This window comes from Delftia tsuruhatensis (genome assembly GCF_903815225.1).
Lineage (GTDB): Bacteria > Pseudomonadota > Gammaproteobacteria > Burkholderiales > Burkholderiaceae_C > Comamonas > Comamonas tsuruhatensis_A.
The window spans coordinates 1,729,613-1,744,825 of the sequence record NZ_LR813084.1; the positions used below are offsets into that span (position 1 = coordinate 1,729,613).

Below are 15,213 nucleotides of genomic sequence, written 5' to 3' on the forward strand. Positions count from 1 at the left end.
ATGCAGCGACAGGAGGTGACGAATGCATCCATTTGACGAGATGTACACGATGACGCCGTTCGACGGCAGCGATGTGCGCCTGCACTACAAGGATTACGCCCAGTGGCTGGCCCGCCAGCCGGAGCAGGCGCTGCGCGCGCGCAGCGCCGAGGCGGAGATCATCTTCCGGCGCGTGGGCATCACTTTCGCCGTCTATGGCGACAAGGACGAGAGCGGTGCCGGCACCGAGCGCCTGATCCCCTTCGACCTGATACCGCGCGTCATCCCGGCCCATGAATGGGAGCGCATGCAGGCCGGGCTGGTGCAGCGCGTGACGGCGCTCAACCGCTTCCTGCACGACGTCTACCATGGCCAGGAGATACTGCGCGCCGGCCTGCTGCCGCGCGAGCTGGTGCTCCATAACAGCCAGTACCGGCCCGAGATGCAGGGCCTGGCCGTGCAGGGCGGCATCTACGCCCACATCGCCGGCATCGACATCGTGCGCGCCGCCAATGCGCAGGGCGAGGGCGTGTACTACGTGCTGGAGGACAACCTGCGCGTGCCTTCGGGCGTGTCATACATGCTGGAGAACCGGCGCATGATGATGCGCCTGTTCCCCGACCTGTTCTCGCGCCATGCCGTGGAGCCCGTGGCCCACTACCCCGACATGCTGCTGGAGACCCTGCGCGCCAGCGCGCCGGCCGGAACGCCCGAGCCCACGGTGGTGGTGCTGACGCCGGGCATGTACAACAGCGCCTACTTCGAGCACGCCTTCCTCGCCCAGCAGATGGGGGTGGAGCTGGTCGAGGGCCAGGACCTGGTGGTGGACAAGGACGTGGTCTACATGCGCACCACGCGCGGCCTGCAGCGCGTGGACGTGATCTACCGCCGCGTGGACGACGACTTCCTCGACCCCGAAGTCTTTCGCCCCGGATCCACGCTGGGCTGCCCCGGCCTCATGCGCGCCTATCGGGCGGGCAATGTGAGCATCTGCAATGCCGCTGGCACGGGCGTCGCCGATGACAAATCGGTCTACCCCTACGTGCCCGAGATGATCCGCTTCTACCTGGGCGAGGAGCCCATCCTGCAGAACGTGCCCACCTGGCTGTGCCGCAAGCCGGACGACCTGCGCTACGTGCTCGACCATCTGGAGGAGCTGGTGGTCAAGGAGGTTCACGGCGCGGGTGGCTACGGCATGCTGATCGGGCCCGCGGCCTCGCGTGCCGAGATCGAGGACTTCCGCCGTGCCCTGATCGCCAACCCGGGCGGCTACATCGCCCAGCCCACGCTGGCGCTGTCCACCTGTCCCACCCTGGTGGAGCAGGGCATCGCGCCACGGCACATCGACCTGCGGCCCTTCGTGCTCAGCGGCAACCAGGTGCGCATGGTCGCCGGCGGGCTCACCCGCGTGGCGCTCAAGGAAGGCTCGCTCGTGGTCAACTCTTCGCAGGGTGGTGGCACCAAGGACACCTGGGTGCTCGAAGCCGGCGCCGCAACCGAGGGAGGTCATTGAATGCTCAGCCGTACCGCCGACCATCTGTACTGGATGTCCCGCTACACCGAGCGTGCGGAAAACACCGCCCGCATGCTCAACGTCTCCTATGACACCTCCATGCTGCCCCAGGCGCCGCAGGCCGCGCGCAAGGCCTGGCAGGGCGTGCTGTCCATCAGCGAGCTGATTCCCGCCTATGCCCACCGCCATGGCGAGATCCAGCGCGAGGCCGTGCTGCACTTCATGGTGCGTGACGAGAGCAACCCCTCGTCCATCGCCTCCTGCCTGCGCGCCGCGCGCGAGAATGCCCGCGCCGTGCGCGGCGCGCTGACCACCGAGGCCTGGGAGACCCAGAACCAGACCTGGCTGGAACTCAAGCGCCTGCTCGCCGAAGGCGACTGGGAGCGTGACCCCGGCCAGTTCTTCGAATGGGTCAAGCACCGCTCGCACCTGTCGCGCGGCGTGACGCTGGGCACCATGCTGCAGGACGAGGCCTTCCACTTCCTGCGCCTGGGCACCTTCATCGAGCGGGCCGACAACACGGCTCGCCTGCTGGATGTGAAGTTTCATGCCCTCGAGCGCGACTACCACGGCAGCACGCGCAACGGCGCGCCATCCAAGGCGGCCACGCCGTTCGACTTCTACCATTGGAGCGCGCTGCTGCGCAGCGTCTCGGCCTTCGAGGTCTACCGCAAGGTCTACCGCGACGTGATCACACCGGAGCGCGTGGCCGAGCTGCTGATGCTGCGCAGCGACATGCCTCGCTCGCTGCTGGCCAGCATGCTGGAGGTGGTGTCCAACCTGGAGAGCGTGGCCAATGCCCAGTCGCGCGAGACGCAGCGCAAGGCCGGGCGCCTGCTGGCCGACCTGCGCTATGCGCGCATCGACGAGATCCTGGCCACGGGCCTGCACGCCTATCTCACGCAGTTCCTGGACCGCGTGCACGACCTGGGCCAGGGCATCAGCCGGGATTTCCTGGTGCCGACCTGAGGGCGCCGGCCGATGCCGCCATGAACAAGGCCGCCCTCGGGCGGCCTTGTTCATGGGAATGCGGCGGATCCGGTCAAAGCTCCAGCGCCACGCCCGAGCCATCGCCGATCGGCAGCACGTCGCAGTTGTCGCCAGGGCCGCCGCGATCGACGACGAGAAAGCGTGCAGGCGCATCCAGGGCGATCAGCGAGTGGTGCCAGACGCCGCGCCGGTAGTTCACACCCTGGCGTCCGTCGGTGACGAAGGCGCGCAGGTCTGCGGCCCGCACCTGTTCGCCGACCGGGGCGACCACCACGATGAAGGGCTGGGCGTCCAGCGGCATGAAGGCCTGGCTGCCCAGCGGATGGCGCTCCATGCTCGACAGCCGCAGGGGCAGGGCATAGGGCCGGGCATGGAACAGGTTGATCAGCGCATGGCCTTCGGCGCCGGTCTCCACGCGGGCCAGCGCGTGGAAGCGCTCGGTCATGCCATCGTTGATCAGCAGTGGTGTGTGGCCCGTGCTGTCGATCACGTCGCCGAATTCGGCAAAGGCCTCGGCGGTCAGGGGCAGGGCGCGCAGGCGCAGCACGGCCGGGGGGGTCTCTTGCAAGGTGGTCACGGAATCTGTGCCTTTTGTTTTCATACTGGTAATACCAGTTTGTGGGCGAACCGGACGTTTGTCAAACCCTTCTTCTTGTGGGAAGGATTGCTTCTTTGCCTGGGGTAAATGCGAGTATGCATGCCAACGATAGGGGGATACCGTTCACGCTGTGATTTAAGACCGGTAATACCAGTTGATTCCCACCTCTCAACCAAGGACTTCCTGATGTCGTCTCTTTCCGCATCCGCCGAGGCCGCCGGCGCGGCACCGGCCCTGGCCAGCGAAACGCCGGCCGAGGCCGCCGTCTACCGCAAGGTGGCCTGGCGCCTGCTGCCCTTCATCATGGCCTGCTATGTCGCCGCCTACCTGGACCGGGTGAACGTAGGCTTCGCCAAGCTGCACATGCTGGCCGACCTGCAGTTCAGCGAGGCCATGTACGGCTTGGGGGCAGGCCTGTTCTTCATCGGCTACTTCTTCTTCGAGGTGCCCAGCAACATGCTGATGCACCGCATCGGGGCCAAGGCCACGATCTCGCGCATCATGATCATGTGGAGTCTGATCTCGGCAGCCATGATGTTCGTGACCACGCCCACGCAGTTCTACGTGCTGCGCTTTCTGCTGGGCGCGGCCGAGGCGGGCTTCTACCCCGGCATGATCCTGTACATGACCTACTGGTTCCCGTCCTACCGGCGCGCCCGCATGGTGGCGCTGTTCATGTGCGCGATACCGGTCTCGGGCATCCTCGGCGGCCCGCTGTCGGGCGGCATCATGGATCTGATGCAGGGCGTGGCGGGCCTGCGCGGCTGGCAATGGCTGTTCCTGATCGAGGCCGTTCCCTCGCTGCTGCTGGGCCTGGCCGTGCTCTGGTACCTGGACAATGGCATCCGCAGCGCACGCTGGCTGACCGAGGCCGAAAAGACCTTGCTGGAGCGCAACATCGCCCGCGAGAACGCGAGCAAGAGCGACAGCCACATGACGCTGCGCGCGTTGTTCTCCGACCCGCGCATCCTCAAGATGGCCCTGATCTGCTTTTGCACCGTCATGGGCCAGTACGGCCTGACCTTCTGGCTGCCCTCGCTGATCCGCCAGTCGGGTGTGGAGGGCGCGTTCCACATCGGGCTGCTGACGGCCGTGCCGTTCACCGTGGCCGTGATCTCCATGAACCTGGTCAGCCGCAGCTCCGACCGCATGCGCGAGCGCCGCTGGCATCTGATCGTGCCGTTTTGCGTGGGTGCGGCGGGGCTGGTGCTGTCGGCCGTGTTCAGCGGCAATGTCTATCTTTCGCTGGCCGCGCTGGCGCTGGCCGCGGGCGGCAGCCTGGCGACATCGCCGCTGTTCTGGAGCCTGCCCACGGCCATCCTGTCGAGCGCGGGCGCGGCGGCGGGCATTGCGCTGATCAATTCCTTCGCCAATCTGGCGGGCTTCATCAGCCCCTACATGATCGGCCTGATCAAGGATGCGACCCAGAGCACCAATGCCGCCATGTTCGTGCTGGCGGGCGTGCTGCTGTTCGGCGCTTTCCTGACCTACACGGTGCCGGCCAGGCTGGTCAACAAGTAGCCAGGCAAGGGGCGAGCGGCCGCGCGCAGTCGCTAAGATCGGCGCAACGCCCCTGACCACGATCCCCGCCCACGCATGGAACCCCGTACCGCCCTCAGTCCCTCCGCCAGCACCGCCGTGGCCGGCAATGCCGCCCGCGTGATCCGCGGTTGGATAGACAGTGGCGTGTATCCCGTGGGCTCGCTGCTGCCTTCACAGCGCGATCTCTCGGAGCAGCTGGGCATCAGCCGGACCTCGCTGCGCGAGGCGCTGTCCACGCTGCAGGGGCTGGGCCTGGTCGTGGCCCGGCCCGGCAAGGGCATGTATGTCACCGAGGCCCCGGAAGCCCCGCCCGCCGGCGAGGCGTGGCGCTTCGCCGACTCGCATGCGCTCACCGATGTGTATCAGCTGCGCTATGCGCTGGAGGGCTTTGCGGCCCGTCTGGCGGCCCTGGTGGTGCAGCCCGAGGATGTGGCGGCGCTCGAGGCCAACCTGCAGACCATGCAGCAGAGCATCGAGCTGGCCGACTTCGCGCAGGCCAGCCGGCTGGACTTCGAGTTCCACCTGCTGATCGCCACCATCTCGGGCAACCATGCGATCGCCGACGTGCTGCGCGGCAGTGGCGAGGTCATGCAGGAAAGCCAGCGCCTGCCGTTCTACAAGCGTGGGGCGCGCCATGCCACCAGCGAAGAGCATGCCGCCATCATCGACGCCCTGTCCCAGGGCCGGCCCGAGCTGGCCCAGCAGGCCATGGCCACCCATATCGTGCAGGCCGCCCAGCGCGCGGGCGTGCACTTTCCCACGGGGTTCTGACGAAAAAAACGGGCGCCCGGGCCCGTTTCTCTTTCGCATGGGCGGCCAGCATGCCGCCTGGCTCCATCAGGACTCTTCGTCCATCTGCGACTGCAGGTAGTTCTGAATGCCGACCTTGTCGATCAGGTCCAGCTGGGTCTCGAGGTAGTCGATGTGCTCCTCGGTATCGTCCAGGATCTTTTGCAGCAGGTCGCGCGAGACATAGTCGCGCACGCTCTCGCAATGGGCGATGCCGTCCTTGATGGTCTGCTGCGCGGTCTTTTCGCTGCGCAGGTCGCAGGCCAGCGCCTCGGGCACGTCCTCGCCGATCTGCAGCTTGCCCAGGTCCTGCAGGTTGGGCAGGCCGTCGAGCACGAAGATGCGGTCCATGAGCCAGTCGGCGTGCTTCATCTCGCCGATGGACTCCTTGTATTCCTTCTTGGCCAGCCTGTCGAAGCCCCAGTGCTTGTACATGCGGTAGTGCAGGAAGTACTGGTTGATGGCTGTCAGCTCGTTCTTGAGCTGGGCTTGCAGCCAGGAAATGACTTGTGCGTCGCCTTGCATGGAGGGCTCCTTCGTTGTGCGTGGGGGTCGCGGGGGACCGCTATGGGGACAGATTGTCTAGGGTTTCTGCGCCAGATCAAGCAAACCCCTGCTGCCGTGCATTGGCTGCTTATGAGGCGCGTTCTCGTTTGCGCCCGCATGACATGCCGGTGGCCCGGCGGGGTTGCTGCATTGCACTGCCTTGTTTCGGCCCAAAATAGACGCTTCAGGCCGGTCATGGGCTGCGCAGTCCATGGGTCTGGAGACAAGGATGCGATATAGCTTTTGGCAATCGAATGAATTCAATCAATTAATTGGATCAATCATTTGCCAAGGCCTAAACTTCGTCCTGTGTTCACTCACCAACCACAAAGGAAACAGCAATGTCCGTGATCAACACCCAAATCAAGCCCTTCAAGACGCAGGCCTTCAAGAACGGCAAGTTCGTCGAAGTCACCGAAAAGGACGTCCTGGGCAAGTGGGCCGTGTTCTTCTTCTACCCCGCTGACTTCACCTTCGTGTGCCCCACCGAGCTGGGCGACGTGGCCGACCACTACGACGAACTGCAAAAGCTGGGCGTGGAGGTCTACTCCGTGTCCACCGACACCCACTTCGTGCACAAGGCATGGCACGACGCCTCCGACACCATCCGCAAGATCAAGTACACGATGCTGGGCGACCCGACCTGGGAAATCAGCAACAACTTCGAAGTCCTGCGTCCCGGCCAGGGCCTGGCTGACCGCGGCACCTTCATCGTCGATCCCGACGGCGTGATCCAGGCCGTGGAAATCACCGCCGAAGGCATCGGCCGCAACGCCGTCGACCTGCTGCGCAAGGTCAAGGCTGCCCAGTACGTGCGCAACCACCCCGGTGAAGTCTGCCCCGCCAAGTGGGAAGAAGGCGCCAAGACCCTGGCTCCTTCGCTGGACCTGGTCGGCAAGATCTAAGCGGTACGCCGCTTCCTGTTCACAGTTGAACTGTTGAAGACGCCCGGGTGCCTGGCGCCCGGGCTTTTTTTTCCGAAAATTCGTATTTCCCTAGGAGTCCGACATGCTTGACAACAACCTGAAAGCCCAATTGCAGGCCTACCTGGAGCGCCTGCAGCGTCCGGTGGAGCTGGTGGCTTCGCTGGATGACAGCCAGGGTGCGCGCGAGCTGAAGGAACTGCTGCTGGAAATCCGCGAGCTGAGCGACAAGATCACCGTCGTCGAGCACAACGACGCCGACGTGCGCAAGCCCTCGTTCCTGATCACCAATCCCGGCGTGGACACCGGCGTGCGTTTCGCAGGTGTCCCCCTGGGCCATGAATTCACCTCCCTGGTGCTGGCCCTGCTGCAGGTCGGCGGCCATCCCTCCAAGGAATCGGCCGAACTGCTGGAGCAGGTGCGCAACATCGACGTGCCGCTGCACTTCGAGACCTATTACTCGCTGTCCTGCCACAACTGCCCGGACGTGGTGCAGGCGCTGAACCTGATGTCCGTGCTCAACCCCAGGATCACGCACACCGCCATCGACGGCGGCCTGTTCCAGAAGGAAGTGGAGCAGCGCGAGGTCATGGGCGTGCCCACGGTCTTCGTCAACGGCGAGCGCTTCGGCCAGGGCCGCATGGAGCTGGCCGAGATCGTCGCCAAGGTCGACACCGGCGCCGCTGCGCGTGAGGCGGCCAGGATCTCCGCCAAGGACGCCTTCGACGTGCTGATCGTCGGTGGCGGCCCGGCCGGCGCGGCAGCGGCCATCTATGCGGCACGCAAGGGCATCCGCACCGGCATCGCCGCCGAGCGTTTCGGCGGCCAGGTGCTGGACACCGTGGACATCGAGAACTTCATCTCCGTGTCCAAGACCGAAGGCCCGCAACTGGCGGCCGCGATGGAGCGCCATGTGCGCGACTACGAGGTCGACATCATGAACCTGCAGACCGCCTCGAAGCTGATTCCGGCCGCCACGGAAGGCGGCCTGATCGAGGTGCAGACCGCCTCGGGCGCCAGCCTCAAGGCCAAGACCGTGATCCTCTCGACCGGCGCGCGCTGGCGCAACATGAACGTGCCCGGCGAGGACAAGTACCGCACCAAGGGCGTGACCTACTGCCCGCACTGCGACGGCCCGCTGTTCAAGGGCAAGGACGTGGCCGTGATCGGCGGCGGCAACTCGGGCGTGGAAGCCGCCATCGATCTGGCCGGCATCGTGCGCAGCGTGACCCTGCTGGAATTCGCCGGCGAGCTCAAGGCCGACGCCGTGCTGCAAAAGAAGCTGCGCAGCCTGCCCAACGTCACGGTCATCCTCAACGCCCAGACCACCGAGGTCAACGGCGATGGCAAGAAGGTCACGGGCCTGACCTACAAGGACCGCACGACCGAGGAAGTCAGGACCGTGGCGCTCGAAGGCATCTTCGTGCAGATCGGCCTGCTGCCCAACACCGACTGGCTCAAGGGCACGGTGGAGCTGACGCGCTTCGGCGAGATCGTGATCGACGCCAAGGGCCATACCAGCGTGCCTGGCGTGTTCGGTGCCGGCGACTGCACGAATGTCCCGTACAAGCAGATCATCATCGCTGCGGGCGCCGGCTCCACGGCTGCACTGTCGGCCTTCGACCACCTGATCCGGCATTGACCCGGCCAGGCGGGAAAAGGGCCCGGATGCTCAGGCATCCGGGCCCTTTTTTCTGGCTTTATCGCCGCTTGTCCCCGCTGGTATCGCACAGGTAGCTGAGCACCATGTCGGCCACATGGGCCAGGCGGCCTTCGATGCGTTCGGGCGCGCCCAGGTCCACGTCCAGCACGTAGGACAGGGTATAGCGGTTGGTGATGAAGTACGAGCCCAGCCCCGAGATCGACACGTAGAGGTTGACCCAGTCGGCATCCTGGCGGAACACACCCTGGTCCTTGCCTTTTTGCAGCACCTCGGCCAGTGCCGTGCGCAGCGGATTGAACATGGCGGGAATCTGCCTGGACTTGCGGATGTGCGATGCCTTGTGCAGGTTCTCCGTGGACAGCAGGTGCAGGAAGTCGGGCTGGTCCAGGAAGTGCCGCGTGGTCTTCATGACCAGCTCGCGCATGTCGGCCACGGGGTCCTCGCCGGTGAGCGCCAGCTCGTTTTGCCGCTCGCGCATGGCGCCGTAGGCCTGCTCCATGACCTCGATGAACAAGGCCTCCTTGCCATCGAAGTAGTGGTAGATCAGGTTCTTGCTGACCTTGCAGCGCGCCACGATGGCGTCGATGCGCGCGCCGTCATAGCCGCGCGCAGCGAACTCCTTGCTCGCGAACTTGAGGATGCGTTCGCGGCTCGCCTGCGCGTTGCGGGGACGTTTCTTCGTTTTGGCCAGGGGCGTTTCTGTCATGGCTGGGGGGTATGGGGTCAAACGGGAAACCGGCGTCGAGTTTACAGACTTCGTGCGCACATCCAGGGAAACCACGGAGGGCGCAATGCGTTGACAGTCCTGCGTTCCGTCTCCTACATTTCATCTTAATGGTACTAGCTAGTTAGTTAGTTGAGTGTCTTGATCGATTCAACGGAGCTGCTGCCAGCCTCGCTCGAACAGTGATGGACGATCCGCCGCAAGGCGCATGAAATGGAGTGACAGATGAATCTGGCAACGCAGGAGCGCAGGGGGGTCCGGGTCGGTTGCGACATCGGCGGAACGTTCACGGACATCGTGCTGGCCATGCCCGATGGCCGGCTGTTCGTGAACAAGACATCGACCACGAGCGATGACCTGGGTCGCGCCATCGTCCAGGGGCTGGGCGCGCTGATCGAGCAGGCCGGCATCGCTGCGGGCGACATCACCGAGATCGTCCACGGCACGACCACGGCGTCCAACACCATCCTGCAAAAGGTGGGTGCGAACACCGGGGTGCTGACCACCGAGGGATTCCGTGATGTGCTGGAGATCGGCCGCATCCGCACGCCGACCATGTTCGACCTGGCCTGGTCCAAGCCGGAGCCGCTGTCGCCGCGCCGCTGGCGACGCGGCATCCGCGAGCGCATCGATGCGCGGGGCCGCATCGTCACCGCGCTGGACGAGGCGCACCTGCTGGCCCAGGCGCGCGAGCTGGTGGACGAGGGAGCGCAGGCCATGGCCGTGTGCTTTCTCAACAGCTACATCAACCCCGTGCACGAGCTGGCCGCCAAGGCGCTGCTGCAGGCGCATTTCCCCGACCTGCTGCTGAGCGTGTCCTGCGAAGTGCTGCCCGAGATCAAGGAGTACGAGCGCACCAGCACCACCGTGGTCAACGCCTACATCCTGCCGGCCATGCGCAGCTATCTGGCCCGCCTGCGCCAGGACCTGCAGCGCATGGGCGTGACGGCCTCGTTGCAGGTCATGGCCTCCAACGGCGGCATGATGGGCATTGCCTCGGCCACCGACAAGCCGGTGTTCGCGGTCGCCTCCGGGCCTGCCGGTGGCGTGGCAGGGGCGGTGCAGATCGGCCAGCTCGGCGGCGACCAGGACCTCATCGTCTTCGACATGGGCGGTACCACGGCCAAGGCCTCGATCATCGCGGGCGGACAGGCCTCGCTGACCAACGAATACGAGTTCCGCGACGGCATCAGCGCGCCCAGCCGCTTTGTCAAGGGCGGGGGCTATGTGCTCAAGGTGCCGGCCATCGACATCGCCGAGGTCGGCGCGGGCGGCGGCTCCATCGCCGGGATCGACGGCGGCGGCCTGCTGTGCGTGGGACCGGAGTCGGCGGGGGCCGTGCCGGGTCCGGCCTGCTATGGCAACGGCAACGAACGGCCCACGGTCACCGATGCCAACATGGTGCTGGGCTACCTCAACCCGCGCGCGCTGGCGGGCGGCAGCCTGCCGGTACGGCCCGAGCTGTCGCAGGCGGCCATCGAGCGCCATGTGGGCGCGCCGCTGGGGCTGGATGCGCTGGCCGCCGCGCACGGCATACGCCAGGTGGCCAACGTCAACATGGCGCGTGCCATCCGCGCCGTCACGGTGGAGCGCGGCCGCGATCCGCGCGACATGTCCATGATCGCCTTCGGCGGCGGCGGCCCGCTGCATGCCGTGTCCGTGGCGCGCCTGCTGGGCATACGCCGCGTGATCGCGCCCATCATGGCCGGCGTCTTCTGCTCGGCCGGCATGCTGTCGGCCGATGCCGAACACCACTTCGTGAAAGCCGTGCTCCGGCCGCTGGCCGACTGCCTGCCCGAGGCGCTGCAGACCATGGCGGCAGAACTGGGTGACCGGGGCCTGGCGGTGCTGGCCTCGGAAGGCTATGGACGCGAGGACGCGAGCACCGTGCTGGCGGCCGACCTGCGCTATCTGGGCCAAAGCTCCGAACTCACGGTGCCGCTGGCATCCGGCGACTTCGGCACCGCAGCCATGGCCGCACTGGTGCGCGACTTCCAGGCCCTGTACCACCAGACCTTCGGCTACCGCAGCGACGAGCCGCTGGAGCTGGTCAACCTGCGCGTCTCGGCGCGCGGGCGCAGCCGGCACCGTCTGGACTTTGCAACCTGCCAGGTCGATGGCACGGCCCTGCAGGGCGGGGAGGGCATGCGCGCCGTGAGCTTCGAGGCCGGCCAGCCGCCGCAGGCGACCCGCGTGATGCCACGCGCCGCACTGGGCCGCGAGCCCGTGCCGGGCCCGCTGGTCATCGAGTCCTACGACACCACCATCGTCGTGCCGCCGCACTGCAGCGTGCGCGCCGACGCGGTGGGCAACATCATCATCGACCTTGAGGAGCAAGCCCCATGAATGCCACCGTCGCCGCCAGCGATACGGCCATCGATCCCATCACCTTCGCCGTCGTCAAGAACGCCATGGATGCCATCGTGGACGAGGTGGCCTACACCGTGCTGCGCACCGCGCGCTCGGAGATCGTCAAGGATGTGATGGACTACTCGGCCGCCCTCTGTGACCGCGAGGGCCGGATGATCGCCCAGGCCAAGACCATCGCGCTGCACCTGGGCGCCATTCCCGAGGCCATGGCGGCGGTGAAGGCGCGCTACGACGGCCGGCTGGCCCCTGGCGACGCGGTCATCGTCAACGACCCCTACCAGGGCGGCATGCACCTGCCGGACATCTTCATGTTCGTGCCCTTCTTCTACCAGGCGCAGCTCGAAGGCTTTTGCGTGGTGATCTGCCACCACACCGATGTGGGCGGGCGCGTGCCGGGCTCCAATGCCAGCGACTCCACCGAGATCTACCAGGAAGGGCTGCGCATCCCCGTGCTCAAGCTCTACGAGGGCGGCGTGGTCAACGACACCATGGAGCGCGTCATCGCCCAGAACGTGCGCGTGCCCGACCGCGTGCTGGGCGACCTGCGCGCCCAGTACGCGGCCTGCCAGGTGGGCGTGCGTGAGTTGACGGGCCTGTTCGACCGCTATGGCCGCGTTTCCACGCGCGCCTACTTCGCCGAGTTGCTGGACTATGCCGAGCGCCTGACGCGCGCCGAGATCCGCCAGTGGCCCAAGGGCACTTTCTTCTTCGAGGATTTCATCGACGACGACGGCCTGTCGCCCGAGCCCATTGCCATCCGCGTGGCGCTGACCGTGCACGAGGACCATGTCAGCGTGGACTACACGGGCTCGTCCCCGCAGGTGCGCGCGGCCATCAACTCGACCTGCTCCTACACCCATTCCTGCACCTACCTCAGCGTGCGCTGTGCGCTCAAGGGTGACGTGCCCAACAATGCGGGCGTGTTCCGCTGCGTGCGCATCCATGTGCCCGAGGGCAGCGTGCTCAACCCGGTGGAGCCGGCGGCCGTGGCGGCACGTGCGCTCACGGGCTACCGCGTGTTCGACGCGATGCTGGGCGCCCTGGCCCAGGTCGTGCCCGACCGCATCCCGGCGGCGGGCGAAGGCGGCAACACCGTGGTCTGCCTGTCGGGCCAGGACGACGCGGGCAAGCCCTACATCATCGTGGACATGATCTGCGGCGCCTGGGGCGCGCGCCCGCATGCCGATGGGGTCGAGGCCATCACCAATGCCTCGCAGAACCTGTCGAACACGCCGGTCGAGACGCTGGAGGCACAGCACCCGGTGCGCGTGGAGGCCTATGAGATGGAGCCCGACTCCTGCGGCGCCGGCCGCTACCGGGGCGGCCTGGGCATACGCCGCAGCTACCGCGTGCTGGCCGACGACGTGCTGCTGCAACTGCGCGCCGACCGCATGAAGTTCAGGCCCTACGGCCTGCAAGGCGGCGGGCCGGCGCGTGCTGCATCGAACACGCTGACCCGCGACGGCGCCGACCAGGCGTTGGCCAGCAAGGTCGGCATGCAGATCGCGCGCGGCGACCGCGTGACGCATGTGCAGCCCGGCGGCGGCGGCTTCGGCGATCCCTTGCTGCGCCCCCTGGCCGAGCTGGAGCACGACGTGTGGAACCACAAGCTCAGCGCCGACTTCGTGCGCGAGCACTACGCGGCCGTGCTCGATCCGCACACCGGCCTGGCCGACCTGGCCGCCACCGAGGTGCTGCGCGCATCGCGCGCCGATTGATATCTCCACGACACCCCACGATCCCCTCGATATCGGAGACATGCCATGAAACGACGCATCCTCAACCAGGGCCTGGCTGCCATGCTGGCCGCGCCCGCCCTGTCGCTGGGTGGCCTGCCGGCCCATGCCCAGGGCGCCGCGCGGTTGCGCGTGCGCCTCGATTTTTCGCCCTGGGGCATGCATGCGGCCATGCACCTGGCGCTGCAAAAAGGCCTGTTCAAGGACCAGGGCCTGGATGTGGAGATACAGGACGGGACGGGCACCATCTCCACCCTGCAGTTGCTGGCGGCCGGCCAGGCCGACATCGGCCAGGTGGCCCTGGGCACCATGGCCGTGGCCAAGGAAAACGGTCTGGACCTGATATCGGTCGCGGGCTTTGCGCGCACCGGCGACCTGGCCGTGCTGGTCGACGAGGCGCAGCAGGTCAGGACGCCCAGGGACCTGGCCGGCAAGAAGCTGGTGTGCTTCACCACCAGCCCCTGGGCGCCGTTCATCGAGCCCTTCCTCAAGGCCAACGGCATGGGCAAGGGCAGCATCCACCTGGCCATGGTGGCGCCCAGCGCCATGATCTCCACCTATGCCTCGGGCAACAGCGACGGATTCCTGTCGCAGGCGCCGTTCGGCCAGCCCATGGTGCGCAAGACGCGCAAGGCCTCGGCGCTGCTGCTGGGCGACAGTGGCATCAGCTTTCCCAGCTACGGCCTGGCCGTGGCGCCCCAGGTGCTGGCGACCCGGCGCGATGCCATCGCGAAGTTCGTGCAGGTGCAGGTGCGTGCCTGGCAGTACATCCACGGCGGCAATGGCCAGGCACACGTGGACGAGGCCGTGGCCGCCATTCTTGCGCAGCGCCCCAATGCCCGCCTGGATGCGGACGTGCTGCGCGGCCAGATCCTGGCCTACCGTCCCTTCCTCGAAAGTCCCAGCGTCCGCCAGTTGCCCTTCGGTCAGCAAAGCGATGCCGACTGGGCCGCTGCCATCCGTTCCCTGGAGCAGACCGGGCAGATCAGGCCCGGCCGCAAGCCATCGGACTACTACAGCAATGCGCTCCTGGCTGCCTGAACCGTCCACAGCAAGGAGTACACCTGTGACCGCCTTCCTCGAAATCGAGCGGCTCGACAAGACCTATGTGTCCGAGCGCCAACCCATCGTGGCGCTGCACCAGATCGACCTGGGCATTGCCGAGGGCGAGTTCGTCTGCATCGTCGGGCCCAGCGGCTGCGGCAAGAGCACGCTGATGCGCTGCATGGCCGGGCTGGAGCCCATCTCCGGCGGCCGCCTGGCGCTGCGTGGCCAGGACATCACGCGGCCGCCCGAGGACATGGGCGTGGTCTTCCAGCGCGACCTGCTGCTGGAGTGGCGCTGCATCCTGGACAACGTGCTCGTGGCGGCCGAATTCCATGGCCGCGACCGGCGCGCCTTCGAGCCGCGGGCGCGCGAGCTGCTGGGCCTGTTCGGCCTGTCGGCCTTCCTGGACCGCTACCCGCGCGAGCTGTCGGGCGGCATGCGCCAGCGCGTGTCCATCTGCCGTGCCCTGCTGCTGGATCCGCAGTTGCTGCTGATGGACGAGCCCTTTGGCGCGCTGGACCCGTTCACGCGCGACGAACTCAATGCCGAGCTGCAGCGCACCTGGCTGGCCACGGGCAAGACGGTGGTCTTCATCACGCACTCCATCTCCGAGGCCGTGTTCCTGGGCAGCCGCGTGGTGATGATGGCGCGCGGCCCGGGCCGCGTGGCCGACGTCGTGGACATCGACCTTGAGCGCCCGCGCGGCCTGCAGGTGCGCGAGACCCCGGCGTTTGCCGCCTATGTGGCCCGTATCCGTGAAACTTTCCGCGACCTGGGCGTCTGCAAGGGGTGA

13 protein-coding genes are annotated in these 15,213 nt (G+C 66.8%); 10 read left to right on the forward strand and 3 right to left on the reverse strand.

The window, feature by feature from the left end:
• The first annotated feature begins 22 nt into the window (after positions 1–22).
• Both L1Z78_RS07845 and L1Z78_RS07850 read left to right on the forward strand, forming a co-directional pair.
• Complete coding sequence (locus tag L1Z78_RS07845; RefSeq protein ID WP_234640971.1) at positions 23–1,492, forward strand: circularly permuted type 2 ATP-grasp protein; 1,470 nt, start codon at positions 23–25, stop codon at positions 1,490–1,492.
• Positions 1,493–2,461, forward strand: coding sequence for an alpha-E domain-containing protein (locus tag L1Z78_RS07850; protein ID WP_234640972.1), 969 nt, complete (start codon positions 1,493–1,495; stop codon positions 2,459–2,461).
• A gap of 73 nt (positions 2,462–2,534) precedes the next feature.
• Here L1Z78_RS07850 and L1Z78_RS07855 read toward each other — a convergent pair whose 3' ends face one another.
• Positions 2,535–3,059 (reverse strand): ureidoglycolate lyase, encoded by a 525-nt coding sequence (locus L1Z78_RS07855; RefSeq protein ID WP_234640973.1) that lies wholly within the window; start codon positions 3,057–3,059, stop codon positions 2,535–2,537.
• Between the two features lie 207 nt (positions 3,060–3,266).
• Here L1Z78_RS07855 and L1Z78_RS07860 point away from each other — a divergent pair, with 207 nt between their 5' ends.
• Together L1Z78_RS07860 and L1Z78_RS07865 are read left to right on the forward strand one after the other, a co-directional pair.
• Positions 3,267–4,601: an MFS transporter gene (locus L1Z78_RS07860; protein ID WP_234640974.1), complete on the forward strand. Its 1,335-nt coding sequence runs from the start codon at positions 3,267–3,269 to the stop codon at positions 4,599–4,601.
• A 75-nt stretch (positions 4,602–4,676) separates the two neighbouring features.
• Positions 4,677–5,393: a FadR/GntR family transcriptional regulator gene (locus L1Z78_RS07865; RefSeq protein WP_234640975.1), complete on the forward strand. Its 717-nt coding sequence runs from the start codon at positions 4,677–4,679 to the stop codon at positions 5,391–5,393.
• 66 nt (positions 5,394–5,459) lie between these two features.
• Here the strand turns inward: L1Z78_RS07865 and bfr are convergent, their stop codons facing one another.
• Complete coding sequence (gene bfr, locus L1Z78_RS07870) at positions 5,460–5,936, reverse strand: bacterioferritin (protein ID WP_234640976.1); 477 nt, start codon at positions 5,934–5,936, stop codon at positions 5,460–5,462.
• 362 nt (positions 5,937–6,298) lie between these two features.
• Between bfr and ahpC the strand changes: the two genes are divergently transcribed.
• Both ahpC and ahpF read left to right on the forward strand, forming a co-directional pair.
• Positions 6,299–6,862 carry an alkyl hydroperoxide reductase subunit C gene (gene ahpC / locus L1Z78_RS07875; protein WP_234640977.1) on the forward strand — a complete coding sequence of 188 codons (564 nt, stop codon included), beginning with the start codon at positions 6,299–6,301 and terminating at the stop codon, positions 6,860–6,862.
• Between the two features lie 103 nt (positions 6,863–6,965).
• Positions 6,966–8,522, forward strand: coding sequence for an alkyl hydroperoxide reductase subunit F (gene ahpF / locus L1Z78_RS07880; protein ID WP_234640978.1), 1,557 nt, complete (start codon positions 6,966–6,968; stop codon positions 8,520–8,522).
• 58 nt (positions 8,523–8,580) lie between these two features.
• On the opposite strand, the gene L1Z78_RS07885 is transcribed toward ahpF, so the two are convergent.
• On the reverse strand, positions 8,581–9,249 hold the full coding sequence (locus L1Z78_RS07885; protein ID WP_234640979.1) for a TetR/AcrR family transcriptional regulator: 669 nt from the start codon (positions 9,247–9,249) through the stop codon (positions 8,581–8,583).
• Between the two features lie 243 nt (positions 9,250–9,492).
• On the opposite strand from L1Z78_RS07885, the gene L1Z78_RS07890 reads away from it, so the two are divergent.
• From L1Z78_RS07890 to L1Z78_RS07905, 4 genes are read left to right on the forward strand one after another with little or no spacing between them, the layout of a single operon-like run.
• A complete protein-coding gene (locus tag L1Z78_RS07890) occupies positions 9,493–11,613 on the forward strand; it encodes a hydantoinase/oxoprolinase family protein (protein ID WP_234640980.1) in 2,121 nt (706 codons plus the stop codon).
• Positions 11,610–13,355: a hydantoinase B/oxoprolinase family protein gene (locus L1Z78_RS07895; RefSeq protein WP_234640981.1), complete on the forward strand. Its 1,746-nt coding sequence runs from the start codon at positions 11,610–11,612 to the stop codon at positions 13,353–13,355. Before L1Z78_RS07890 ends, L1Z78_RS07895 begins: the two co-directional genes overlap by 4 nt.
• 45 nt (positions 13,356–13,400) lie before the next feature.
• Complete coding sequence (locus tag L1Z78_RS07900) at positions 13,401–14,414, forward strand: ABC transporter substrate-binding protein (RefSeq protein WP_234640982.1); 1,014 nt, start codon at positions 13,401–13,403, stop codon at positions 14,412–14,414.
• Between the two features lie 25 nt (positions 14,415–14,439).
• On the forward strand, positions 14,440–15,213 hold the full coding sequence (locus tag L1Z78_RS07905; RefSeq protein WP_234640983.1) for an ABC transporter ATP-binding protein: 774 nt from the start codon (positions 14,440–14,442) through the stop codon (positions 15,211–15,213).